Raw genomic sequence first — 21,244 nt, 5'->3', positions numbered from 1 at the left:
CGGATCGCCATGTTCGCACAGGCGGCCGGGCTGTGGGATGATCTCCGCATGGACCAATCCCAACGCCTCGACAAATGGCTCTGGTGCGCCCGCTTCCACAAGACCCGGGCCCTGGCAGTGGAAGCCATCCAGGGCGGCCACGTGCACGTCAATGGCCAGCGGGTCAAGCCATCGAAAGCCGTGCGCCCCGGCGACCGCCTGCGCATCACCCGCGGCGGCGACATCTGGGAAATCACCATCACGGCCCTGGCCGACCGCCGTGGCCCCGCCAGCGAAGCCCGGACCCTCTACAGCGAGGACGAAACCAGCCGCGCCCGCCGCGAAGCCCTGCGCGAACAGCGCCGCCTCGCCGCCCCCCGCCCGGCAAAACGCCCCGACAAGCGCCAGCGCCGGCGAATCGTTCGCTTCCGGAACATCCATGATCGGTGACATATCGGCGCCACGGTGGAAAGAACACGGAGGGCACGGAGGCACGGAGTTCACGGAGGATGCGATTGGCTGGTGATGCGACAGAAAAGGGGGTTTGGCGAGAGCGAGCGGTGTTCGTGTTTACGAAATATCAACCGATTCTCTGTGTCCTCCGTGCCTCCGTGCCCTCCGTGTTCCCTTCCACCCCATCCCGAACACCTGCACGTTCAAGCATTTTCCTCGACATTCTCCAGGGTTATTGCCCCGCCAAGGCCTGCTATGATGCGGCCCCATGACGCAATCGCTGCACGAACGAAACCGCGCGGCCCTGGCCCGGGCGCTGCGCCGGATCCTGCCGTCCGAGGCGGTGCTGACGGAGAAGGAGGATCTGCGGCCCTTCGAGTGTGACGGCCTGTCGGCCTACCGGGCGCTGCCGCTGATTGCGGTGCTGCCGGAGACGGTGGAACAGGTGCAGGCGATCCTGGAACTGTGCCAGGTGAACGAAGTGCCGGTGGTGGCGCGCGGGGCCGGCACCGGGCTGTCGGGCGGCGCCCTGCCCCATCGCGAGGGTGTGCTGCTGAGCCTGGCCCGCTTCAACCGGATCCTGGAAATCGATGCAGCCAACCGCACCGCCACCGTCCAGCCGGGCGTGACCAACCTGGCCGTCTCCGAGGCGGCCGCCGTTCACGGCCTGTTCTACGCGCCCGATCCCTCCTCCCAGATTGCCTGCACCCTGGGCGGCAACGTGGCCGAGAACTCGGGCGGCGTGCACTGTCTGAAATACGGCCTCACCGTGCACAACGTGCTGGGCATCGAAATGCTGACCATGGAAGGCGAGCGCCTGCGCCTCGGCGGCCAGGCGCTGGACGGACCCGGCTACGATCTGCTGGCGGTGATGCACGGCTCGGAAGGGCTGCTGGGCATCGTTACCGAGGTGACCCTGCGCCTGCTGCCGCGCCCGCCCACCATCCAGGTGTTGCTGGCCGCCTTCGACAGCATCCCGGCCGCCGGCGAGGCGGTGGCGCTGATCATCGGCGCCGGCATCGTCCCGGCCGGCCTGGAACTGATGGACAATCCCTCGCTACGGGCCGCCGAGGACTACGTGCACGCCGGCTATCCCACCGAAGCGGCGGCGATCCTGCTGTGCGAGCTGGACGGTTGCGAGGCGGAAGTGGCGGCCCAGACCGAGCGGGTTCGTGCCCTGCTGCAGGAAGCCGGCGCAAGCGAGGTGCGCGTGGCCCGTGACGACGAGGAACGGGCCCGTTTCTGGGCCGGTCGCAAGGCGGCCTTCCCGGCCGTGGGGCGGCTGGCCCCCGACTACTACTGCATGGACGGCACCATTCCCAGAAAGCGCCTGGCCGAGGTGCTGGAGCGCATCGCCGCCCTCTCGGAAGAATACGGCCTGTCGGTAGCCAACGTGTTCCACGCCGGCGACGGCAACCTGCACCCCCTGATCCTCTACGATGCCAACCGCCCCGGCGAGCTGCGCAAGGCCGAGGAATTCGGCGGCCGAATCCTCGAGATCTGCGTGGAGGTGGGCGGCACCATCACCGGCGAGCACGGCGTGGGGCGGGAGAAGATCGATCAGATGTGCGTGCAGTTCGACGCCGACGAGCTGCGATACTTCCATGCCCTGAAAAAGGCCTTCGACCCGGACGGCCTGCTCAATCCCGGCAAGGCCATCCCCACGCTGCACCGCTGCGCCGAGTTCGGGGCCATGCACGTCCATCACGGCCGGTTGCCCCATCCCGAGCTGGAGCGTTTCTGATGGATGCCGATCAGCGCGATGCCCTGCAGGCCAGGGTCCGGGAAGCCATGGAAACGCACACGCCCCTGTGTCTCACCGGCAGCGGCAGCAAGGCCTTTCTGGGCAACCCGGTGCGGGGCGAGCCGCTGTCCCTGGCCGGCCATCGCGGCATCCTCAGCTACGAACCCACCGAGCTGGTCGTCACCGCCCGCGCCGGCACCCCCCTCGCCGAGCTCGAGGCGGTGCTGGCGGCGGAGGGACAGCACCTGCCTTTCGAGCCGCCCCGCTTCGGCCCCGGCGCCACCCTCGGCGGCACGGTGGCCAGCGGCCTCTCTGGCCCGCGTCGGCCCTGGAGCGGCTCGCTGCGTGATCACGTGCTGGGCGTGACCGTGCTCAGCGGCAAGGGCGACATCCTGCACTTCGGCGGCGAGGTGATGAAGAACGTGGCCGGCTACGACGTGGCCCGGCTGATGTGCGGCGCCTTCGGCACCCTCGGCATCCTGCTCGACGTTTCGCTCAAGGTCCTGCCCCGTCCCGAGGCGAGCGAAACCCGCGTGCTCGAATGTGCCGCCGACGCGGCCCTCGACACCTTGCGGCGCCTGGGCGGGGAATCCCTGCCCCTCGGCGGCGCCGCGCACGTGGACGGCCGGCTCTGCCTGCGCCTGGAAGGCAGCCCCGCCGGCGTGGCCGACGCCGCGCGCCGGATCGGCGGCGAAACCCTGGACGACGCCGACACCTTCTGGACCGCCCTGCGCGAGCAGACCCATCCCTTCTTCGCGGGCGAGGCGCCCCTGTGGCGGCTCTCGCTGCCGCCGGCGGCGCCCCTGCCCGCGCACGACGAACCCCTGCTGCTCGACTGGGGCGGCGCCCAGCGCTGGCTGCGCTCGACGCGGCCGGCCGCAGCCATCCGCGCTGCGGCCGAGGCCCACGGCGGCCACGCCACGGCCTTCCGCCACCGGCCGGACGACGTGGACGCCTTCCATCCCCTGCCCATGGCCGCCTGGCAGCTGCACCTGCGCCTGAAGGAAGTCTTCGACCCCCAGGGGCTGTTCAACTACGGCCGCCTCTATCCCGACCTGTAACCGCCATGCAGACCCGCCTCCCCGAATCCGTGCTGAACACCCGCGAAGGCCGCGAGGCGGAAGCCATCCTGCGCCGCTGCGTGCACTGCGGCTTCTGCACGGCCACCTGCCCCACCTACCGCCTGCTGGGCGACGAACGGGACAGCCCGCGCGGGCGCATCTATCTCATCAAGCAGATGCTGGAGGAACAGCCGGTGGGCGAACACACCCGCCGCCATCTGGATCGCTGCCTGCTGTGCCGCAGTTGCGAGACCACCTGCCCCTCCGGCGTGCGCTATTCCCGGCTGCTGGAAATCGGCCGGGAACGGCTCGAAGCACGCCATCCCCGCCCCCGCCTCCAGCGTCTGCAACGGGCCGTCCTGCGCTGGCTGCTGCCCGACGCCCGGCGCTTCGCCCGGCTGCTCGGCCTCGCCCGGCGGCTGCGCCCGCTCCTGCCGGCCGGCCTGCGCGCGCGCATTCCGGCACCCGGCGACGGCGGACCGCTGCCGGCCAGCGATCATCCCCGGCGGGTCATCCTGCCGGGCGGCTGCGTGCAACCGGCGCTGGACCCGAGCATCGACGCGGCCACGACACGGGTACTCGACCGCCTGGGGATCGGCGTGGTCCGCGCCGGCGGCTGCTGCGGCGCCGTGGATCTGCATCTGTCCGCTCCGGATCGGGCCCGGCAACGGGCCCGCGCCAATCTCACTGCCTGGCAGCCGCTGCTCGACGGCGGCGCCGAAGCGGTGCTCAGCAACGCCAGCGGCTGCGGCCTCATGCTCAAGGAATATCCGGATCTGCTGCCGGACGACGACCGCGCCCGCCCCGTGGCCGAAGCCACCCTGGATCTGGTGGAACTGCTGGAGCGGGAAGATCTCTCCCCCCTCGGCCAGCCCGGCCGCGGCCGGCGCATCGCCTTCCACCCGCCCTGCACCCTGCAGCACGGCCAGAAACTGGCCGGCCGGGTCGAACGCCTGCTGGCCCGCCTGGGCTTCGAACTGCTGCCCTTCGACGACGCCCGGATCTGCTGCGGCGCCGCCGGCACCTACAGCCTGCTGCAACCCGACCTCGCCCGCCGCCTGCGCGACGACAAGCTGGAAAAACTCCTCGCCCGCGGCCCCGAACTCGTCGCCACCGCCAACGTCAGCTGCCAGACCCACCTGGCCGCCAACAGCCCCGTGCCGGTGGTGCACTGGATCACCCTGCTCGACCCGCACGGCAACGGTTGAACAATCCGGTTGCGGGCGCGCCGGAACGGGCGGCGGAAATTCGAGCCTGCGCAGCGGGCTCGCGCCGCAGCGCACCGCCCTGAGCCGAATCGCGGCTTGCGCCGCGCCCACGGGAGCGGGTGGCTGAGGAGATACGAAAGCCCAAAACGCCAAATCTCCGTGACATCCATGTTCCCTTCCACTCCTCCCGCCAAGGTGGATCGGCGCCGGTTCCTGGCGGATAATCTCCCGCCCCTTGCCAGAGCCGAATCCCATGCTCCGTTTCAGCCCCGATCCCGGACCCCGTGAACGCCACCTGCAGCGCCGGCACGCCAATCCACTGTTCGGCGAGGCGGGCCTGCGCGTGGATCAGGCCGCCGTGGACGCCGCGCGCATGGCCGATGCCGCGGCGCAGAACCGCTTTCTCGAAGACTTTCGCAAGCTGGTGGAAGCGGCGGTGGCCCTGCCGCCGAACGCCGAGGCCGAGACCGTGCTGGACATCAAGGCCCGGCTGGACGAGAGCTATACCCGCGTCTGCGCCCTGCCCGGCGATCATGACGCCGTGCGCCAGGCCATCCGGCAGCTCATCGAGGTGATCATGCGCGCGGTGCGCAAGGGCGCGGCCGGCGATCCCCTGGCCCTGCAGAAGCTGGACGAAGAGGAACAGGCCCGCGCCTTTCACATGCAGCTCGTGGAACACCCCCTGGTAGCCGATCTGCTGCTGCCCGACTCCCCCATCGGCGAGGACGAACTGCTGCCCACCCTGTTGTGCGAGGAAACCGAAGCCCTGGAAGCGGCCGTGAACCTGTTCGAGCCGGAACAGCTCGCCGCCCTGCACGCGGAAGGCGAACGCCTGCTGGCGGACCTGGAAGCCGCCGGACACGACATGCGGCGGGCGCGGGAAAAACTGGCTTTGCTGAGACCGGAAGGCTGAGCCTCGTTCCGGCGCTCTGGAAAGGGACACGGAGGGCACGGAGACACGGAGGGCACGGAGAATTGTGCTTTGGGGTTTTCGTATGAATCGGCCGCGATGCGAGTCAGGGCGGCGCATCCCGCCAGGGATTGATGATTTCGAGGTCCTGGGCAGGAAAGTCGCTCACGTTACGCGTAACCAGGGCCAGCCCGTGGGTCAGGGCGGTGGCGGCAAGCAGGCTGTCGATGGCCGGCAGGGGGCGCCCCGCGGCGGCAAGCAAGCGCCCCCAGCGATCGGCCACCGCTTCATCGATGGGCAGGATGCGTCCTGCAAAAAAGGCGGGCAAATCCGTTTCGAGCCAGTCCAGCAACCCGAGTTTACGCCGGCCGTGCTCAAGCGCCTCGATACCCTTGCGGATTTCGCCAAGGGTCAGCACGCTGAGGTGGAGTGTGGTTGCCGGACGTTCCTCGAACCAGGCCACAACCCCCGGATTCGGCGCCCTGCGGCGCAGCTCGGAGAGGACATTGGTATCGATCAGATAGCTCAAAGCGCAATGTCACGGGTGAGGTCTTGCACCCGCTCCAGATCAATTTCCTCCATGCCGTACAGCGGCGAGCGACGCATGAAATCCACCAGCGATTCCCCCGTACCGGTCAGCCGCTCGTATTGCTCACGCGACAGCACCACCGCCACCGGCTTGCCATGGAGCGTGATTTCCTGCGGCCCTTCCCGCTCCGCTTCCCTGATGACCTCCGAGAGCCTGGCCTTCGCCTCCTGCAGTTGCCAGTAACGCATGACGCACCTCCATACTGACCATTCTGGTCAGAAGATAGCAGATCCGCGGCGCCCAATCCATACCGGCCATAACGTCTGCCGCAGACCGGGGCTTGTTCCGGTGCCCTGGCAAGGAGACACGGAGAATTGAATTGAATGGGATCGTCCGTGCATGTCATGCGCCATCACTCAACGCCGCCTGGCGGAACTGGAAGCCGCCGGACACGACATGCGGCGGGCGCGGGAGAATCTGTCGCGTTTGATGGTGGCGGAGAGCGGGTAGGATGCGATTACCGGCCAACCGCCCTGGCGGTGCGTTACGCTGCGCCTACGTACCTTACCGGCTGCAGGAGCGGCGCAAGCCGCGAACAGACAGTGCCGAGGAACGAGTGGCGAGGACCGAGGTCACCGAAGCCAACCAGTCGCGTTTTTCCTCGGCCCTCGTCCCTCGCCACTCGGCCCTGCATGGGTCGCGGCTTGCGCCGCTCCTACACGACACTGTCCAAGACCCCTGCCGGCGGTAGGAGCGGCGCGAGCCGCGATATGTTGGTAGCGGGTAGCCGGAAAAACCCAACGCCTTTCCCAGCCACCAGCCACCAGCCACCCGCTACCCGCTACCCCCATGACAAGGAGGCGACTGGGGTGCGAAGCCCTGTTCCTGCCATTCGTCGAAGGTGTAGGTGTGCAGGGCCAGGGCGTGGATCTGCTGCAGTTCCTCGGCGAGGATTTCGTTGACCCGACGATGGCGGGCCACCAGCGGCTGGCCCTCGAACGCCTTGCTGGCCACCACCACCTTGAAGTGGGATTCGGAGCCGGGCGGCACGTTGTGCATGTGACTCTCGTTGATGACTTCGAGATGCACGGGCTCGAGGGCGGACTGCAGTTTTCTTTCGATGGTGGCCTGAATGCTCATGAAGAAACCTCGCAGGGTGGGAACGGCGATGATACCGCGCCACACCGGCGACTTCATCCGGCTGAATGTAGGGGTTTTCAGCCGTCCTTGCCGTCGTCGTGCTCTTCGCCCTTGCCGTATTCGTGGCGCAGTTCGGCGAAGCGGCGCAGGCGGGTGTCGACCTTTTCGTTGACGGTGCCGGGCGGGAAGCGGCCTTCGGCGTCGGCTGCGCCGGCCGGCTGGCCGGTGAGCAGCTCGATGGCCTCGTCGATGGTACGGATGGGCCAGATGTGGAAACGCCCTTCGGCCACGGCGTCCACCACGTCCTGACGCAGCATCAGGTTGTCGAGGTTGGTGGCGGGGATCAGTACGCCCTGGTCGCCGGTGAGGCCCTTCTCGCGGCACACGTCGAAGAAGCCTTCGATCTTCTCGTTGACGCCGCCGATGGGCTGCACCTGGCCGTGCTGGTTGACCGAGCCGGTGACTGCCAGGGACTGCCTGACCGGCACTTCGGCCAGGGCCGAGAGCAGCGCGCACAGCTCGCCGACGCTGGCGCTGTCGCCTTCCACGTGGCCGTAGCTTTGCTCGAAAACCAGCGTGGCCGAGAGGGACAGCGGACAGTTGCGGGCGTAGCGGGCGGCCATGAAGGCGGTGAGGATGTACACCCCCTTGGAATGGATGGCGCCGCCCAGTTCCACCTCGCGTTCGATGTCGAGCACGTCGCCGTCGCCGAGGCGGGCGGTGGCGGTGATGCGCGCCGGCTGGCCGAAGCTGAACTGGCCCATCTCCACCACGAACAGGCCGTTGACCTGGGCGATCACCTCGCCCTCGGTATCGAGCAGCAGGGTGCCGCGGCGGTATTCCTCGAGCTGGCGGCGGTAGTAGCGGTCCTGGCGGGCCACCTGTTCGTCCAGCGCCCGCTGCACGGCGTCGCGGCGGACCAGGTCGCTGCCCGCCTCGCCGGCCCAGAAGTCGGCCTCGCGCAGCAGATCGGTGATGGCCTGCAGGTGCAGCGAGAAACGGGTGATGTCCTCGGCCTTGCGCACGCTGTACTCGAGCACCCGGGCGACGGCGTCGTCGGCAAAGGGCCGCAGGCGGTAGCGCCGGATCAGGGTGGCCACCAGTCCGGCATAGTCGGCGAGGGCCTCGTCGCTCCGATGGATTGCGTCGTCGAAATCGGCCGGGATCTTGAACAGCTTTTCGAATTCGGGATCGGCCTGCAGCAACTGGTAGTAGTGCTGGCGTTCCCCGATCAGGATCACCTTCACCTGCAGGGGGATGGGCTCGGGATCGAGGGTGACGGTGGAGAACAGGTTGTAGATCTCGGCCAGCGACTGGATGGTGATGCGGCGGGTGGCCAGGGCCCGTTTCAGGCTCTCCCAGGCATTGGGCTGCTGCAGCACCTTGAGCACGTCGAGAACGAGGAAGCCGCCATTAGCCCGGTGCAGGGCCCCGGGCCGGATCAGGGTGTGATCGGTGACCAGCACGCCCATCTGCGGCTGGTATTCCACCCGCCCCACCAGATTCTGGTGCAGGGGGAAGGTTTCATGCACCACCGGCGCGCCCTCGGCCTCGCCGTTGTCCACCAGCAGGTTCACCTGATAGGCGCGAAACGGCGGCGCGTCGGTATCGATCCGCTCGCCGGGGGTGTCGGGCAGGAACAGGCTCAGGTTGTCGATCACGTCCGCTTCCATGGCCTGCAGGTACTGGACGATGCCGGCATGCTCCTGGTAACGCGCGCGCAGTTCCTCGAACAGGTGGGCCACCGCGAACATGCCCACTTCCCGGTTCAGCTCGGCCAGGGCGTCGTGCATGGCGTTGTGCCAGCTCTGGCGCTGGCGCAGGAACGCCTGCAGCCGGCCCTGCAGGGTTTTGACGGTCTCGTCGATGCGCTGCTTCTCGGCATCGGAGAGGACATCGTATTCCTCGTCGGTCAGGGGCTTGCCGTCGCGGGCCGGGACGAAGGTGATCTGCTCCGCTTCGTGGACGGCGATCATCCCGGCCTGGGCGGCCTCCTGACGCAGGGCCTCGAAGGCCTTGTCCACCTTGGCCTGTTCCGCGTCGCGCAGGGCCTGAACGCGCTGCTGGTACTGTTCGCTGGCGAAGGCCGCGGGGATGGCCGCCGCCAGCGACTCGAGCAGCTTGCCCATGGCCTCCCGGAAGCGCCGGCCCTCGCCGGCGGGCAGGCGGATCGCCTGGGGCCGGCCCCGTTCGCGGAAGTTGGCCACGTAGAGCCAGTCGTCGGCCCGTGGCATGGCCGCCGCCCGCTCGCGCAGGTGCTGCAGCACCAGGCTGTGCTTGCCGACCCCGGTGGGCCCGCAGACGAACAGGTTGTAGCCCTCCTGATCGATGCCCAGCGCGGTGTGGATGGCGGTCATGGCCCGTTCCTGGCCGAGCACGCCGGCGAAGGCGCGGGCCTCGTCGCTGCGGCGATAAGGCAGGCGGGCGGGGTCGATGGTCTGGCGAAGCTGTTGGGGCTTGAGCGGTTGCGGTGTGGTCATGGACAAGGGGGTTCCTCCGGTCGGGCAGAGCGCAGGATACGCCGGTCACCGGCGGGGAGCACCTGTCGCAGGGACGAAGACTTGAAAAATGCGCTTGGCCATCCCATTCAGTATTCAATCGATCGTCCCGCGCCGGACCCTTCCGGCTCGTATCGGAAAATGTCATTAATGTCATGCACTTGCCTGCGGTCCGCAGGCCGGATTTAACATTTGTTCACAATATACACATTGTATGATTGGGGAATAGAGCCTATCGTGGGGATCATCGAGTTCAACATTCACAGGGGACGCGAATCATGAAAATCTCATCTCGAGCCGATTATGCCGCCAAGGCGATGCTGGAACTGTCCATCAACCGGGACCGCCCCGTGACGCTCTCCTACCTGGCCCGTCTGCAGGACATCTCCATCTCCTACCTGGAGCAGATCTTCGCCCAGTTGCGCAAGCATGGTCTGGTCAAGAGCGTTCGCGGACCGGGTGGCGGATACATCCTCAACCGGCCCCTGGATCAGATCTCCGTGGGCGACATCGTGCGCGCCATCGACAACATCTCCCCCCAGGAAGGCGGGGCCGAGGAAGACCGCACCCACCGCCTCTGGCACCAGCTCTCCAACCTGGTCTACGGCCATCTCGACACCATCTCCCTGGCCGACATCCACCGGGCAGCCGACAAGGACGTGCATCAGGCGGCCTGAGCCCGGGTCGCGGCGGGGATCGGACAAACCCGTCGGGTGGGTCAAGCGAAGCGGACCCATCGACAAGCGCTTGTGCCGGATCCGCTTCGCTTGATCCGGCCTGCGAGCCTCCCTGAATCCGGAATAACGCGGGATTTTCCGTCTCTGTTTTCCAACCGCCTCTCAGTGCACCGCCTGCCACAGCCCGTCCACGCCCAGCACCCGCCGGCCGATGACGCGGATCTGGCCGGCGAACCTGTCTTCACCATCGTGGCTGAACTCGAAGCGATATTCCCGGTAGAGAGCCAGCCGCCCCGTCACCTCCCGCCGCACGCGCAATCGCGTGAGTGCCACCGAATCGTCGAGAAACTGCACACCCTGCGCCTCGCAATGGCGGCGGGCCGCCCGTCTGGCCGTCTCGCGGGCGTGAAAGCTGCTCCACCAGAAGGCGGCCGGCAGGGCCAGGACGAAGAGCACGAGATAATCCAGCATGGGAGGCGGTATTGTAGCTTTTTGCCGGCGGTGGTGCGCTTTCCGCCTGGCGGCGGGGTGTGTGATATCGCGGCTTGCGCCGCTCCTACAGCGTTTTCGGCACCCTGTAGGAGCGGCGCGAGCCGCGACAAGAAAAGGGCCAAGGGACGAGGGCCGACGACTGCATGGATGCAGGAAGTAGAGCGACGCAGGAAGCCAAAGCCGAGTGACGAGGTGAACTGAAATCTGAAGCCAATACTTTTCCTCGGCCCTTGGCCCTCGTCCCTGCGTGATCGCGGCGAGGGCGCCGATCCGGCGGGAGGGTCATCCGGCCCAGGCCTGGAGCTGATCGCGCACGATGCGAATGAGGCGTTTCCCGTCGAGGATCTTCGCCTCGGCGGGAATGCCGACGATGGCCAGACGGGGCGGCAGGCGATCGAGCGCCTGGCCCAGACGCAGCACGTCGGCCACACCGACCGCGTGGGAGGAAAGCCGCCCGGCCGGGGCCAAGTTTTGCGGGTCCAGGCACCGGGGCGGACCGTCTTCGCCGGCCAGGGCGTCGATCAGCATGGCGCCCGCCAGCCCTTCGAGCGCCGTCAGCAGGTTCACCCCCGGCCGGTCCAGGCGCATCAGCTCGACCGGCAGCGGCCAGTCGGCCACGTCCTCCAGGACGTCGATGGCTTGCCAGCCGAGCCGATCGGCGCCGAAGGGCGAGCCGATGCCGAGGATCCGCACGGGGGTCATGGCGAGACTCCGTGCCGGGCCGTGATGGAAGAAACCCGGTGACACGGAGAACACGGCGTCTTTTGTTGCCGGAGGCGAAGCATGTTCAAGGGCCGACAACGGCCTGCGTCTGTGCTCTGCGTCTCTCCTTGTCCTCCGTGTCCCTTTCCGGAGCATGCAGAGGTGATGTTCACGATTCCCGCTCCACCTCGAGGCGCAGGAAATGGGTGGCGCAGGAGATGCAGGGATCGTAGTTGCGGATCACCTGTTCGGCGAAGGCGCGCAGTTCGGCATCGGGCCGATCCAGGCCGAAGCGGGGCAGGGCCTGGCGCAGGTCTTCTTCGATGCGCGCCTGGTTCTGGCTGGTGGGCGGGGTGATGGTGGCGGCGCGGACCATGCCCGCCTCGTCCAGCTCGTAGCGGTGCCAGAGGATCCCGCGCGGGGCCTCGGTGCAACCGTGGCCCACGCCGCCGCGCACCGTGAACGGCACCCGGGAACGTTCCGGCGCCTGCCAGTTCTCGAGGAGGCGGATCACCTCGTGTAAGGCCAGCAGGATCTCAACGGCCCGCGCCACGATGCTGTGGAAGGGATTGGCGCTGGGGAAGGCGATGCCGGTGCGCTCGAGCACCGCGGCCACCGCCCCGGGCAGGCGATCCCGGTTGAGGTTGAGGCGCGCCAGCGGCCCCACCAGGTAGGGCCGGCCGTGCAGGTGACAATGCAGGGCATTGGAATAGGCCACCTGGGATTCGTGGAAGTGTTCGGTGAAGGCTGCGGGGGCGATGTCGAGGCCCTCGCTGGAGACGAGGCGACCGTGCTCGATGGGGTAGTCGGTCGGATGCCGCAGGGCCACGGCGGGAAAGTCCTGCCTCGTCTGCGGCAGTTCCAGCGCGGCGGTCCAGGCCAGCAGTGCTTCGGCCAGGGGCAGGGCCTCGCGGTATTCCTCGAGCAGGGCATCGAGTTCCCTGCGCTGGGGCAGGCGGGTGAAACCGCCGACACAGACGCTCACCGGGTGCACCGAACGCCCGCCCAGCAGGGCCAGCAGGCGATTGCCCAGCCCCTGCAGATGCAGGCCCCGGCGCACCTCGTCCGGGTACTGTTCGGCCATGGCGGTGACGCTGTCGAAGCCCAGGAAGTCGGGCGCCGCCAGCAGGTGGATGTGCAGCGCATGGCTCTCGATCCACTCGGCGAAATACATGGCCCGGCGCAGCTCGGCGATGGCCGGCTCCACCGTCACGCCGAAGATTTCCTCGAGGGCCTGCGCCGCGGTCATCTGGTAGGCCACCGGGCAGATCCCGCAGATCCGCGCCACGATGTCGATCACGTCGGACCAGGGACGCCCTTCAAGCAGTTTCTCGAACAGCCGGGGCGGCTCGAAGATCCGCAGTTGCAGTTGCGTGATCGCCCCGTCGCGGAGGCGCAGATCCAGGGCGCCTTCGCCTTCGACGCGGGTGAGGACGGGGACGTCGATGATGCGGTCATTGGCCATGGTTACGAATCCTCCCCACCGTAGGCCGCCCTGTTCGTCATGAGGGCAGTATCGCGGCTTGCGCCGCGCCTGCGGGAGGATCAGGGCGTTTCATCCTTTGCTTCCTTTTTTCCGGCCGCGCGGAAGGCCGGGGCCTGGCTGGTGATGAAATGATAACGCCGGGCCACTTCATCGGGCAGCAGTCCCAGGCCTTCGAGGCGGTTGGCGAAGGCGGCGGTGTTGGGGTTTTCGGCGGGGCCGAAGCAGGCGTAACAGCCACGGTTCATGGCCGGGCAGAGGGCGCCGCAGCCGGTACGGGTCACCGGCCCCATGCAGGGCTCGCCGCGGGTGACCAGCACGCACGGATTGCCCCGGCGCTTGCATTCGAGGCAGATCTTCTCGTCGGGGATCGCCGGCAGCACGCCGAAGAGCACGTCGCGCACGGCCTGCAGGACCTGCTCGCCATTGACCGGGCAGCCCCACAGCTCGAAATCCACCTTCACGTGTTCGCGGATCGGCGTGGCGGTATCCAGGGCCGCGACCGTCTCGGGCGTGGCGTACACGCCGGCGAGCCATTCTCCGGCATTGGCGAAGTTGCGCAGGGCCTGCAGGCCGCCGGCGGTGGCGCAGGCGCCGAGGGTGGCCAGTACGCGGCTGTGGCGGCGGATGTCCCGGATCCGTTCGGCCTCCTCGGGGGTGGAGACGCTGCCTTCGACGAAGGCCAGATCCACCTTTGCCGCCGGGTCGAGGGGGCCGGCTTCCGGGAAGTGGACGATCTCCACCAGTTCGGCGAGGGTCAGCAGATCCTCGCCGGCATTGAGAAAGGCGAGCTGGCAGCCGTCGCAGGAGGCGAACTTGTGCACGGCGATGCGCGGTTTCGCGCTCATCGTCCACGCACCCGCAGCAGCGGCGCGATCTCGCGCCAGGAAAACACGGGGCCGTCGCGGCAGACGAATTTCGGCCCCAGCTGGCAATGGCCGCACAGGCCGATGCCGCACTGCATGTTGCGCTCCAGGCTCAGCCAGATCCGCCCCGCGTCGATGCCGCGCTCCTGCAACTGTTCGGCCACGGCGAGCATCATGCCTTCCGGGCCGCAGCACAGCACGATGGCCTGCGCCGGATCGAAGCGCAAACGATCGAAGAGATCGGTCACCCGGCCCACGTGCCAGGGCCACAGGGGACCGGCCTCGTCGGCGGCGATGAGCACGGTGGTGTCGGGCATGCGATCCCAGCATTCGTACTGCTCGCGCCAGAGCAGATCGTCGGCATGTTTCACGCCCTGCACGATGTTCACATGCCCGAAACGCTCCCGCCGGCGCATCAGGTACTGGATGGCCCCGGTGACCGGCGCGCAACCGAGACCGCCGGTGACCACGATCACGTCCCGCTGCTCGCAGTCGCCAAGCGGCCAGCCGTTGCCGAAGGGGCCGCGCAGGCCGAGCCGATCCCCCGGCCGCAGCCATTCCAGGCCGCGGGTGACCCGGCCCACGGCGCGGATGGTGTGGCCGATGTGCCGGGTCTCGCGCGGATCGGAGACGATGGAGATGGGCACTTCGCCCACGCCGTACAGATACAGCATGTTGAACTGGCCGGGGCGGAAGCGGTAGGCCCGCTGGGCCGCGCTGTCGGTGAGCCGCAGATGCAGGGTGAACAGACCCGGCGATTCCTCGCGGCGGGTCAGGATCTCCGCTTCCATCGGCAGGGCCGTCATGCCTCTTCCCCCGCAATGGCCGCCGCCTCGGCGGTGATGTCGATCCCTTCCGGGCACCAGGTGATGCAGCGGCCGCAGCCGCTGCAACCGGAACGGCCGTATTGTTCGTGCCAGGCCGAGAGCTTGTGCACGAGCCACTGGCGATAGCGGCTGGCGGTGTCCTCGCGCACGGGGCGCCCGTGGAGCAGGCTGTGGCCGGCGGTGAAGCAGGAATCCCACTGGCGCAGGCGGGTGGTGCGCGCCCCGGTCAGGGGCGTTTCCTCCACATGGGCATGACAGAAGCAGCTCGGGCAGACGGCGGTGCAGTTGCCGCAGGCCAGGCAGCGCCGGCCCACCGCCTGCCACAGTTCGGCGTCCAGCCGCCCGCCCAGGCGGGCGGGCAGATCGCCTCCGGGCAGGCGCCGCCGCTGGGCCGCGGCGGCCTGGCGGAAGGCCGCTTCGGCCGCCTTGCGCTGCGTGTCAGCGGCAGCACGGGTGGGCAGCGCATCGAGGATTTCCTGGCCGGCGTGGCTGCGGGCCTCCAGCAGCCAGCCCTCCTCCAGCTCGGAGATGGCCAGATCGTATCCGTAGCGGGCCACGGGGCCGTCGCCGGTGGCGGCACAGAAACAGGTGTCGGCGGGATGGGCGCAGTGCGCCGCCACCAGGAACAGGTTGCGGCGGCGCCGGCGGTAGGCCTCGTCGGGCTGGACACCCTGCAGGAAGTGCCGATCCTGCAGGAACAGGCCGGCCAGATCGCAGGCCCGCACGCCGAGCACGGCGAGCTTCGGCGCCGCGCTGCCGGGGGCCTCGAAGCGCAGGCGGCCGTCGGCGTCACGCCGGGCTTGGAACAGGATCTCCCGGGGCGGGAAGACCAGGGGCTTGAGCGAGACGGCGGGCGCGGCCCAGGCGAACAGCCGGTTTTCGTCCGTCTGCCGCAGCCGATAGCGACCCGGTTCCTGAATGTCCCGCCAGCCGCGCGGCAGATCCTCGATGCGCTCGACGGGCGCGTAGCGGATCACGCCTTCCTGCACGCGGGGTCCGTGGACGGCGTAGCCGGCCTCGCGCAGCGCCTCGATCAACCGTTGCCGATCGGCCGCCGCCAGAAACCGGAGTTCCCCCACCAGGGTGCAGTCGGTTGCCATTGCGCTCCTCCCAGGGGGGAGCATAGCAGATCGCAGGGGCGGGGGATTTTGGATGTCGCGGCTTGCGCCGCGCCTGCAGAGGTTGCGTCACCCTGCAGGCGCGGCGCAAGCCGCGATGCAGCGCGGCATCCCGGATCAGTCCTGTTTCGGCGGCTCGCCGCTCAGGAGCAGCAGCAGTTCGTTCATGCGGTGCACGAAGGTGGACGGATCGTCGAGCTGGCCGCCCTCGCTGAGCAGGGCCTGGTCGAAGAGGATCCAGGTCCAGTCCTCGAAGCGCTTGTCGTCCTGCTCGTCCCTGAGGCGCTGGACCAGCGGGTGCTCGGGGTTGATCTCCAGGGTCGGCTCGATGTCCGGCAACTGATGGCCGGCCTGCCTGAGCAGCTTCTGCATGCTCACGGCCATGTCGTGCTCGGCCACCACCAGGCAGGAAGGCGATTCGGCCAGGCGGTGGGAGATGCGCACTTCCTTGACCTTGCCGCCCAGCACGTCCTTCATGCGCTCGAGCAGGGCCTTGTATTCCTTCTCCGCCTTCTTGCGCTGCTTCTTCTCTTCCTTGTCTTCCAGCTTGCCCAGATCCAGCTCGCCCTTGGCGATGTTGACCAGGGGCTTGCCGTCGTACTCGGTGAGGTGGGACATCATCCATTCGTCCACCCGGTCGTAGAGCAGCAGCACCTCGATGCCCTTCTTCTCCAGCCGCTCCAGGTGGGGGCTGTGGCGGGCGGCGGCCCAGGTCTCGGCGGTGAGGTAGTAGATCTTCTCCTGGCCATCGACCATGCGCCCCACGTAGTCGTCCAGCGACACGGTCTGGGCCTCGCCCTCGCTGCGGGTGGAAGCGAAGCGCAGCAGTTTGGCGATCTTCTCGCGGTTGGCGAAGTCCTCGGCCGGGCCTTCCTTGAGCACCTTGCCGAAGGTGTCCCAGAAGGTCTGGTAGGTTTCCGGGTCGTTCTTCGCCAGCGACTCGAGATGGCCGAGGATCCGCTTGACCGAGGCGGCGCGGATGGTGTCGATGAGCTTGTTGTGCTGGAGCAGCTCGCGGGAGATGTTCAGCGGCAGATCGTCCGAATCCACCACGCCGCGGATGAAGCGCAGGTAGCTGGGGATGAGCTGCTCGGCGTCATCCATGATGAACACGCGCTTGACGTAGAGCTTCACGCCATAGCGGCGATCCCGATCGTAGAGATCGAAGGGCGCGTGTTTCGGCACGTAGAACAGGGTGATGTAGGACTGGTTGCCCTCCACCCGGTTGTGCAACCAGGTGAGCGGATCGTCGAAGTCGTGGGCGATGTGCTTGTAGAACTCCTTGTACTCCTCGTCCTCGATCTCCGCCTTGGGGCGGGCCCACAGGGCCGAGGCCTTGTTGACCTGCTCCTTCTCGTCGGTCTTCCCGCCCTTGTCGTCGAGCTTGTACATGTAGACCGGGATGGGAATGTGATCCGAATACTTGTGGATCAGGTTGCGCAGGCGGTAGGGATCGAGGAACTCGTCTTCCCCTTCGCGCAGGTGCAGGGTGACGGTGGTGCCCCGCTCGGCCCGTTCGATGGTTTCGATTTCGTATTCCCCTTCCCCGCTGGAGCGCCAGCGCACCCCGTGTTCGGCCGTGAGACCGGCGCGGCGGGTCTCCAGGGTCACGCGGTCGGCGACGATGAAGGCCGAGTAGAAGCCCACGCCGAACTGGCCGATGAGCTGGGCATCCTGCGCCTGATCGCCGGTGAGGTTCTCGAGGAACTGGCGGGTGCCCGACTGGGCGATGGTGCCGATGTTGTCGATCACCTCCTGGCGGGTCATGCCGATCCCCTTGTCGGTGATCGACAGGGTGCGGGCCTCCTTGTCGTAATCGATGAGGATGGAAAGCTCGGGATCGCCCTCGTACAGGGCATCGTCGCCCAGGGCCTCGAAGCGCAGCTTGTCGCTGGCGTCGGAGGCGTTGGAGACCAGCTCCCGCAGGAAGATCTCCTTGTTGGAATAGAGGGAGTGAATCATGAGGTGCAGCAGCTGCTTCACCTCGGTCTGGAAACTCAGGGTTTCCTTGTGGGTGTCCACGCTCATGTCGGTCAGACTCCTCGGTTTGCAAACTCGGAATGCCCCTGCTCAGTGGGGGCGCCCCGCCACGATTTCAACCTTCCTCGGTCCGTATCGCAAGCCATTGTTTTCATTTGGCATGCCGCCTTTCCTCCACGCTCTGGATGATGGTGGTGGCGATCTCCTCCACCGACATGCTGGTGGTGTCGAGCAGGGGCACCCCGGCGGCGCGCAGGATGGCCTCGGCCTGGCGCACCTCGTGGCGGCAGCGTTCCAGGGAGGCATAGTCGCTGCCGGGGCGGCGCTGGCTGCGGATCCGGTGCAGCCGCTCGGGGGCGATGGTCAGGCCGAACAGCTTGTCGCGAAAGGGCCGCAACTCGGCGGGCAGGCGCTCGCCGTCGAGATCCTCCTCGGTGAGGGGATGGTTGGCGGCCCGCAGGCCGTAATGCAGGGCCAGGTACAGACAGGTGGGCGTCTTGCCGGTGCGCGAGACGCCCACCAGCACCACGTCGGCCTCGGGATAGTGGCGGGTGCTCACGCCGTCGTCGTTCTGCAGGGCGAAGTTGACCGCCTCGATGCGGGCGGTGTAATCGTCGTCGTCGATCACGCCGTGGGTACGGCCGGCGGCATGGTGGGGACGGGCATGCAGTTCCCGTTGCAGGGCAGGCAGGAAGGTGGCGAAGGGATCCAGGCACAGGGCGCCGCTCTCGGCCAGGATGGCGCGCAGGCCGTCCTCGATCAGGGTGCTGAAGACGACGGGCCGCTGCCCGCATGCCTCGCCGGCGGCCCGGATCCGGTCGCGCGCCGCGCGGGCCTTCTGCGCGTCGTTCACGTAGCGCAGCACCTGGACCTCGAACGCCAGTTCCGGAAACTGGTGCAGCAGGCTCTGGCCCAGCGTCTCCACGGTGATGCCGGTGCTGTCGGAGACGAGGAACACGGGGCGGGAAGGATTTGCCATCGGGCGGCTCCGCTCACTACACTGGGCGCAGGATAGCAGAAACCCGGTTCTGCACCGACGGCCATGCCACCGTACGGGAGCCCCCATGCAAGCCATCCTCTGGTTCGACGAAATCGGCCTCGACGATCTGCCCCGAGTGGGCGGCAAGAACGCCTCCCTGGGCGAGATGATCCGCCATCTGCAGGCCGCCGGCGTCAATGTGCCCGGCGGCTTCGCCACCACCGCCGAGGCCTACCGCGCCTTTCTCGCCACCGACGGGCTGGATCGGCGCATCGCCGAACGCCTGGCCCGGCTGGACGTGGACGACGTGGTGGCCCTGGCCGAGACCGGCCGGGAGATCCGCGAATGGATCCGCGCCACGCCCTTTCCGCCCGAACTGGAACAGGCGCTGGTGGACGCCTATGGGCAACTGACCGCGCGCTACGGCGAAACCGCCAGTTACGCGGTGCGCTCCTCGGCCACCGCCGAGGATCTGCCCGACGCCTCCTTCGCCGGCCAGCAGGAGACCTACCTCAACATCCGCGGCCTCGACAACCTGCTGCAGGCCATTCATGCGGTCTTCGCCTCCCTCTACAACGACCGGGCCATCGCCTATCGCGTCCACCAGGGCTTCGCCCACGAAAAGATCGCCCTCTCCGCCGGGGTGCAGATGATGGTGCGCTCCGATCTGGCCTGCAGCGGGGTGCTGTTCACCCTGGATACGGAAAGCGGCTTCGATCAGGTGGTGTTCGTCACCGGCAGCTGGGGGCTGGGCGAGATGGTGGTGCAGGGGGCCGTGAATCCGGACGAGTTCTATCTGCACAAGCCGGCCCTGGACAGCGGCCACTTCCCGGTGCTGCAACGCACCCTGGGCAGCAAGGCGCAGCGCATGGTCTTCGGCGAGGGGCAGGGCTGCGATTCGGCCACCCGCATCGAAGCGGTGCCGGAGGCGGATCGGCAACGCTTCTGCCTGAACGACGAGGAGCTGGCGGAGCTGGGCCGCCAGGCCCTGGCCATCGAACACCACTACGGCCGGCCCATGGACATCGAATGGGCCAAGGACGGGCTGGACGGCGGCCTGTACATCGTGCAGGCCCGGCCGGAGACGGTGAAAAGCCGCGAAGGCCAGGTGCTGCAACGCTACACGCTGGAAGCGCGCGGCGACGTGCTCGCCAGCGGCCGGGCCATCGGCCAGCGGATCGGCAGCGGGGCGGCAAAGGTGATCCGCTCTCTCGACGAGATGGAACGCATCCGGGCGGGCGACGTGCTGGTCACCGACATGACCGATCCCGACTGGGAGCCGATCATGAAACGGGCCGCGGCCATCGTCACCAACCGCGGGGGACGCACCTGCCACGCCGCCATCATCGCCCGCGAGCTGGGCGTGCCGGCGGTGGTCGGCTGCGGCAACGCCACCGAGACGGTGCCCGACGGCGAGACGGTGACCGTCTCCTGCGCCGAGGGGGAGACGGGCCACGTCTATCGCGGCGCCCTGCCCTACCGGGTGGAGGAGATCAATCTGGCGCAGATGCCGGAACTGCCGTTCCGAATCATGCTCAACGTGGCCACGCCGGACCGGGCCTTCGCCTTCGCCACGCTGCCCAATCACGGCGTGGGCCTGGCGCGGCTGGAATTCATCATCAACCGCAACATCGGCATCCATCCCAAGGCCCTGCTGCAATACCGCAAGCAGCCGCCGGAAGTGCGCGCCGAGATCGACCGGCGCAGCGCCGGTTACGCCGATCCGGTGAGCTTCTACATCGAGAAGCTCACCGAGGGCATCGCCACCATCGCCGCCGCCTTTCATCCCCGCCGGGTGATCGTGCGCACCTCCGACTTCAAGTCCAACGAATACCGCAACCTGATCGGCGGCGCCGCCTACGAGCCGGAGGAGGAGAACCCCATGCTCGGCTTCCGCGGCGCCGCCCGCTACGTGTCGCACCGCTTCGAGGACTGCTTCGAGCTGGAATGCTTCGCCCTGAGGAAGGTGCGCGAGGTGATGGGACTGACCAACGTGGACATCATGATTCCCTTCGTGCGCACGCCCGAGGAAGCGCACACGGTGATCAATCTGCTCAAGGAAAACGACCTGGTGCGCGGCGAAGACGGGCTGCGGATCATCATGATGTGCGAGATCCCGGCCAACGCCCTGCTCGCCGACCGCTTCCTCAAGTACTTCGACGGCTTCTCCATCGGCTCCAACGATCTCACCCAGCTCACCCTGGGGCTGGACCGCGATTCGGGGCTGGTGGCCGAACTGTTCGACGAGCGCAACGAAGCGGTCAAGTCGCTGATGAGCATGGCCATCCGCGCCTGCCGCCGCCAGAACAAGTACATCGGAATCTGCGGCCAGGCCCCCTCCGACTATCCCGAACTGGCCTTCTGGCTCATGGAACAGGGCATCGACAGCGTCTCCCTCAACCCCGACAGCGTGATCGAAACGTGGCTGTACCTGGCCGAACAGCTCGAGGCGGAGAAAAAATAGCGGGTTCGGTGGAATGAACGCCGAGAGCGCAGAGACGCAGAGGACGCGGAGATTTGATTGTTGGATGGTTTTACGTCATGCCACCTGTTCGTCAAACCACAGGCAGCATTGCTTGATTCCGGCTTCCAGGCCAC

General features: G+C 67.8%; 19 protein-coding genes. 7 read left to right on the top strand and 12 right to left on the bottom strand.

The window, feature by feature from the left end:
- The first annotated feature begins 48 nt into the window (after positions 1–48).
- The 5 genes from ACZ5BH_RS10985 to ACZ5BH_RS10965 all read left to right on the top strand — a co-directional run bounded on the left by ACZ5BH_RS10985 (position 49) and on the right by ACZ5BH_RS10965 (position 5,358).
- Positions 49–429: an RNA-binding S4 domain-containing protein gene (locus ACZ5BH_RS10985; RefSeq protein WP_464889309.1), complete on the top strand. Its 381-nt coding sequence runs from the start codon at positions 49–51 to the stop codon at positions 427–429.
- A 271-nt stretch (positions 430–700) separates the two neighbouring features.
- Entirely contained in the window at positions 701–2,176 is a 1,476-nt protein-coding gene (locus tag ACZ5BH_RS10980; protein WP_464889308.1) for an FAD-linked oxidase C-terminal domain-containing protein, read from the top strand.
- Positions 2,176–3,237 (top strand): glycolate oxidase subunit GlcE, encoded by a 1,062-nt coding sequence (glcE, locus tag ACZ5BH_RS10975; protein WP_464889307.1) that lies wholly within the window; start codon positions 2,176–2,178, stop codon positions 3,235–3,237. Before ACZ5BH_RS10980 ends, glcE begins: the two co-directional genes overlap by 1 nt.
- 5 nt (positions 3,238–3,242) lie before the next feature.
- Positions 3,243–4,445, top strand: a complete 1,203-nt coding sequence (gene glcF / locus ACZ5BH_RS10970) for a glycolate oxidase subunit GlcF (protein ID WP_464889306.1) — start codon at positions 3,243–3,245, stop codon at positions 4,443–4,445.
- A 253-nt stretch (positions 4,446–4,698) separates the two neighbouring features.
- Complete coding sequence (locus ACZ5BH_RS10965; protein WP_464889305.1) at positions 4,699–5,358, top strand: hypothetical protein; 660 nt, start codon at positions 4,699–4,701, stop codon at positions 5,356–5,358.
- 103 nt (positions 5,359–5,461) lie between these two features.
- Here ACZ5BH_RS10965 and ACZ5BH_RS10960 read toward each other — a convergent pair whose 3' ends face one another.
- From ACZ5BH_RS10960 to ACZ5BH_RS10945, 4 genes are all read right to left on the bottom strand, one after another.
- Positions 5,462–5,884: a PIN domain-containing protein gene (locus ACZ5BH_RS10960; protein WP_464889304.1), complete on the bottom strand. Its 423-nt coding sequence runs from the start codon at positions 5,882–5,884 to the stop codon at positions 5,462–5,464.
- Positions 5,881–6,132, bottom strand: a complete 252-nt coding sequence (locus tag ACZ5BH_RS10955) for a type II toxin-antitoxin system Phd/YefM family antitoxin (protein ID WP_464889303.1) — start codon at positions 6,130–6,132, stop codon at positions 5,881–5,883. The genes ACZ5BH_RS10960 and ACZ5BH_RS10955 overlap by 4 nt, the downstream gene beginning before the upstream one ends.
- Before the next feature lie 586 nt (positions 6,133–6,718).
- Positions 6,719–7,024: a BolA family protein gene (locus ACZ5BH_RS10950; protein WP_464889302.1), complete on the bottom strand. Its 306-nt coding sequence runs from the start codon at positions 7,022–7,024 to the stop codon at positions 6,719–6,721.
- Positions 7,025–7,101: 77 nt separating this feature from the next.
- Positions 7,102–9,504 (bottom strand): Lon protease family protein, encoded by a 2,403-nt coding sequence (locus ACZ5BH_RS10945; protein ID WP_464889301.1) that lies wholly within the window; start codon positions 9,502–9,504, stop codon positions 7,102–7,104.
- 296 nt (positions 9,505–9,800) lie between these two features.
- On the opposite strand from ACZ5BH_RS10945, the gene ACZ5BH_RS10940 reads away from it, so the two are divergent.
- Positions 9,801–10,199 (top strand): RrF2 family transcriptional regulator, encoded by a 399-nt coding sequence (locus ACZ5BH_RS10940; RefSeq protein WP_464889300.1) that lies wholly within the window; start codon positions 9,801–9,803, stop codon positions 10,197–10,199.
- A gap of 162 nt (positions 10,200–10,361) precedes the next feature.
- Here ACZ5BH_RS10940 and ACZ5BH_RS10935 read toward each other — a convergent pair whose 3' ends face one another.
- The 8 genes from ACZ5BH_RS10935 to ppsR form a co-directional block, all read right to left on the bottom strand.
- On the bottom strand, positions 10,362–10,670 hold the full coding sequence (locus ACZ5BH_RS10935; protein ID WP_464889299.1) for a DUF3301 domain-containing protein: 309 nt from the start codon (positions 10,668–10,670) through the stop codon (positions 10,362–10,364).
- 303 nt (positions 10,671–10,973) lie between these two features.
- The gene (locus ACZ5BH_RS10930; protein ID WP_464889298.1) at positions 10,974–11,393 is read right to left on the bottom strand and encodes a hydrogenase maturation protease; all 420 of its coding nucleotides are present in this window, start codon (positions 11,391–11,393) and stop codon (positions 10,974–10,976) included.
- Between the two features lie 169 nt (positions 11,394–11,562).
- A complete protein-coding gene (locus ACZ5BH_RS10925) occupies positions 11,563–12,858 on the bottom strand; it encodes a Ni/Fe hydrogenase subunit alpha (protein ID WP_464889297.1) in 1,296 nt (431 codons plus the stop codon).
- Between the two features lie 80 nt (positions 12,859–12,938).
- Positions 12,939–13,724 (bottom strand): NADH-quinone oxidoreductase subunit B family protein, encoded by a 786-nt coding sequence (locus tag ACZ5BH_RS10920; RefSeq protein WP_464889296.1) that lies wholly within the window; start codon positions 13,722–13,724, stop codon positions 12,939–12,941.
- Entirely contained in the window at positions 13,721–14,548 is an 828-nt protein-coding gene (locus ACZ5BH_RS10915) for an FAD/NAD(P)-binding protein (protein ID WP_464889295.1), read from the bottom strand. The genes ACZ5BH_RS10920 and ACZ5BH_RS10915 overlap by 4 nt, the downstream gene beginning before the upstream one ends.
- Positions 14,545–15,669 carry a 4Fe-4S dicluster domain-containing protein gene (locus tag ACZ5BH_RS10910; RefSeq protein ID WP_464889294.1) on the bottom strand — a complete coding sequence of 375 codons (1,125 nt, stop codon included), beginning with the start codon at positions 15,667–15,669 and terminating at the stop codon, positions 14,545–14,547. The genes ACZ5BH_RS10915 and ACZ5BH_RS10910 overlap by 4 nt, the downstream gene beginning before the upstream one ends.
- A gap of 135 nt (positions 15,670–15,804) precedes the next feature.
- Positions 15,805–17,715, bottom strand: a complete 1,911-nt coding sequence (gene htpG / locus ACZ5BH_RS10905; RefSeq protein WP_464889293.1) for a molecular chaperone HtpG — start codon at positions 17,713–17,715, stop codon at positions 15,805–15,807.
- A gap of 103 nt (positions 17,716–17,818) precedes the next feature.
- The gene (gene ppsR, locus ACZ5BH_RS10900) at positions 17,819–18,646 is read right to left on the bottom strand and encodes a posphoenolpyruvate synthetase regulatory kinase/phosphorylase PpsR (RefSeq protein ID WP_464889292.1); all 828 of its coding nucleotides are present in this window, start codon (positions 18,644–18,646) and stop codon (positions 17,819–17,821) included.
- An 85-nt stretch (positions 18,647–18,731) separates the two neighbouring features.
- On the opposite strand from ppsR, the gene ppsA reads away from it, so the two are divergent.
- Positions 18,732–21,110, top strand: coding sequence for a phosphoenolpyruvate synthase (gene ppsA / locus ACZ5BH_RS10895; RefSeq protein WP_464889291.1), 2,379 nt, complete (start codon positions 18,732–18,734; stop codon positions 21,108–21,110).
- The last annotated feature ends 134 nt before the right edge of the window (positions 21,111–21,244 follow it).

The sequence above is a fragment of the Thioprofundum lithotrophicum genome, assembly GCF_055387065.1.
Note: the sequence above shows the minus strand (reverse complement) of the source record. Positions and strands in the feature narration are given on the sequence as shown.

Bases quoted from the DNA above. Each gene is read 5' to 3' on its own strand.
- ACZ5BH_RS10985 (WP_464889309.1), top strand. From the start codon at position 49: ATGGACCAATCCCAACGCCTCGACAAATGGCTCTGGTGCGCCCGCTTC.
- ACZ5BH_RS10980 (WP_464889308.1), top strand. From the start codon at position 701: ATGACGCAATCGCTGCACGAACGAAACCGCGCGGCCCTGGCCCGGGCG.
- glcE (WP_464889307.1), top strand. From the start codon at position 2,176: ATGGATGCCGATCAGCGCGATGCCCTGCAGGCCAGGGTCCGGGAAGCC.
- glcF (WP_464889306.1), top strand. From the start codon at position 3,243: ATGCAGACCCGCCTCCCCGAATCCGTGCTGAACACCCGCGAAGGCCGC.
- ACZ5BH_RS10965 (WP_464889305.1), top strand. From the start codon at position 4,699: ATGCTCCGTTTCAGCCCCGATCCCGGACCCCGTGAACGCCACCTGCAG.
- ACZ5BH_RS10955 (WP_464889303.1), bottom strand. From the start codon at position 6,132: ATGCGTTACTGGCAACTGCAGGAGGCGAAGGCCAGGCTCTCGGAGGTC.
- ACZ5BH_RS10950 (WP_464889302.1), bottom strand. From the start codon at position 7,024: ATGAGCATTCAGGCCACCATCGAAAGAAAACTGCAGTCCGCCCTCGAG.
- ACZ5BH_RS10945 (WP_464889301.1), bottom strand. From the start codon at position 9,504: ATGACCACACCGCAACCGCTCAAGCCCCAACAGCTTCGCCAGACCATC.
- ACZ5BH_RS10940 (WP_464889300.1), top strand. From the start codon at position 9,801: ATGAAAATCTCATCTCGAGCCGATTATGCCGCCAAGGCGATGCTGGAA.
- ACZ5BH_RS10935 (WP_464889299.1), bottom strand. From the start codon at position 10,670: ATGCTGGATTATCTCGTGCTCTTCGTCCTGGCCCTGCCGGCCGCCTTC.
- ACZ5BH_RS10930 (WP_464889298.1), bottom strand. From the start codon at position 11,393: ATGACCCCCGTGCGGATCCTCGGCATCGGCTCGCCCTTCGGCGCCGAT.
- ACZ5BH_RS10925 (WP_464889297.1), bottom strand. From the start codon at position 12,858: ATGGCCAATGACCGCATCATCGACGTCCCCGTCCTCACCCGCGTCGAA.
- ACZ5BH_RS10920 (WP_464889296.1), bottom strand. From the start codon at position 13,724: ATGAGCGCGAAACCGCGCATCGCCGTGCACAAGTTCGCCTCCTGCGAC.
- ACZ5BH_RS10915 (WP_464889295.1), bottom strand. From the start codon at position 14,548: ATGACGGCCCTGCCGATGGAAGCGGAGATCCTGACCCGCCGCGAGGAA.
- ACZ5BH_RS10910 (WP_464889294.1), bottom strand. From the start codon at position 15,669: ATGGCAACCGACTGCACCCTGGTGGGGGAACTCCGGTTTCTGGCGGCG.
- htpG (WP_464889293.1), bottom strand. From the start codon at position 17,715: ATGAGCGTGGACACCCACAAGGAAACCCTGAGTTTCCAGACCGAGGTG.
- ppsR (WP_464889292.1), bottom strand. From the start codon at position 18,646: ATGGCAAATCCTTCCCGCCCCGTGTTCCTCGTCTCCGACAGCACCGGC.
- ppsA (WP_464889291.1), top strand. From the start codon at position 18,732: ATGCAAGCCATCCTCTGGTTCGACGAAATCGGCCTCGACGATCTGCCC.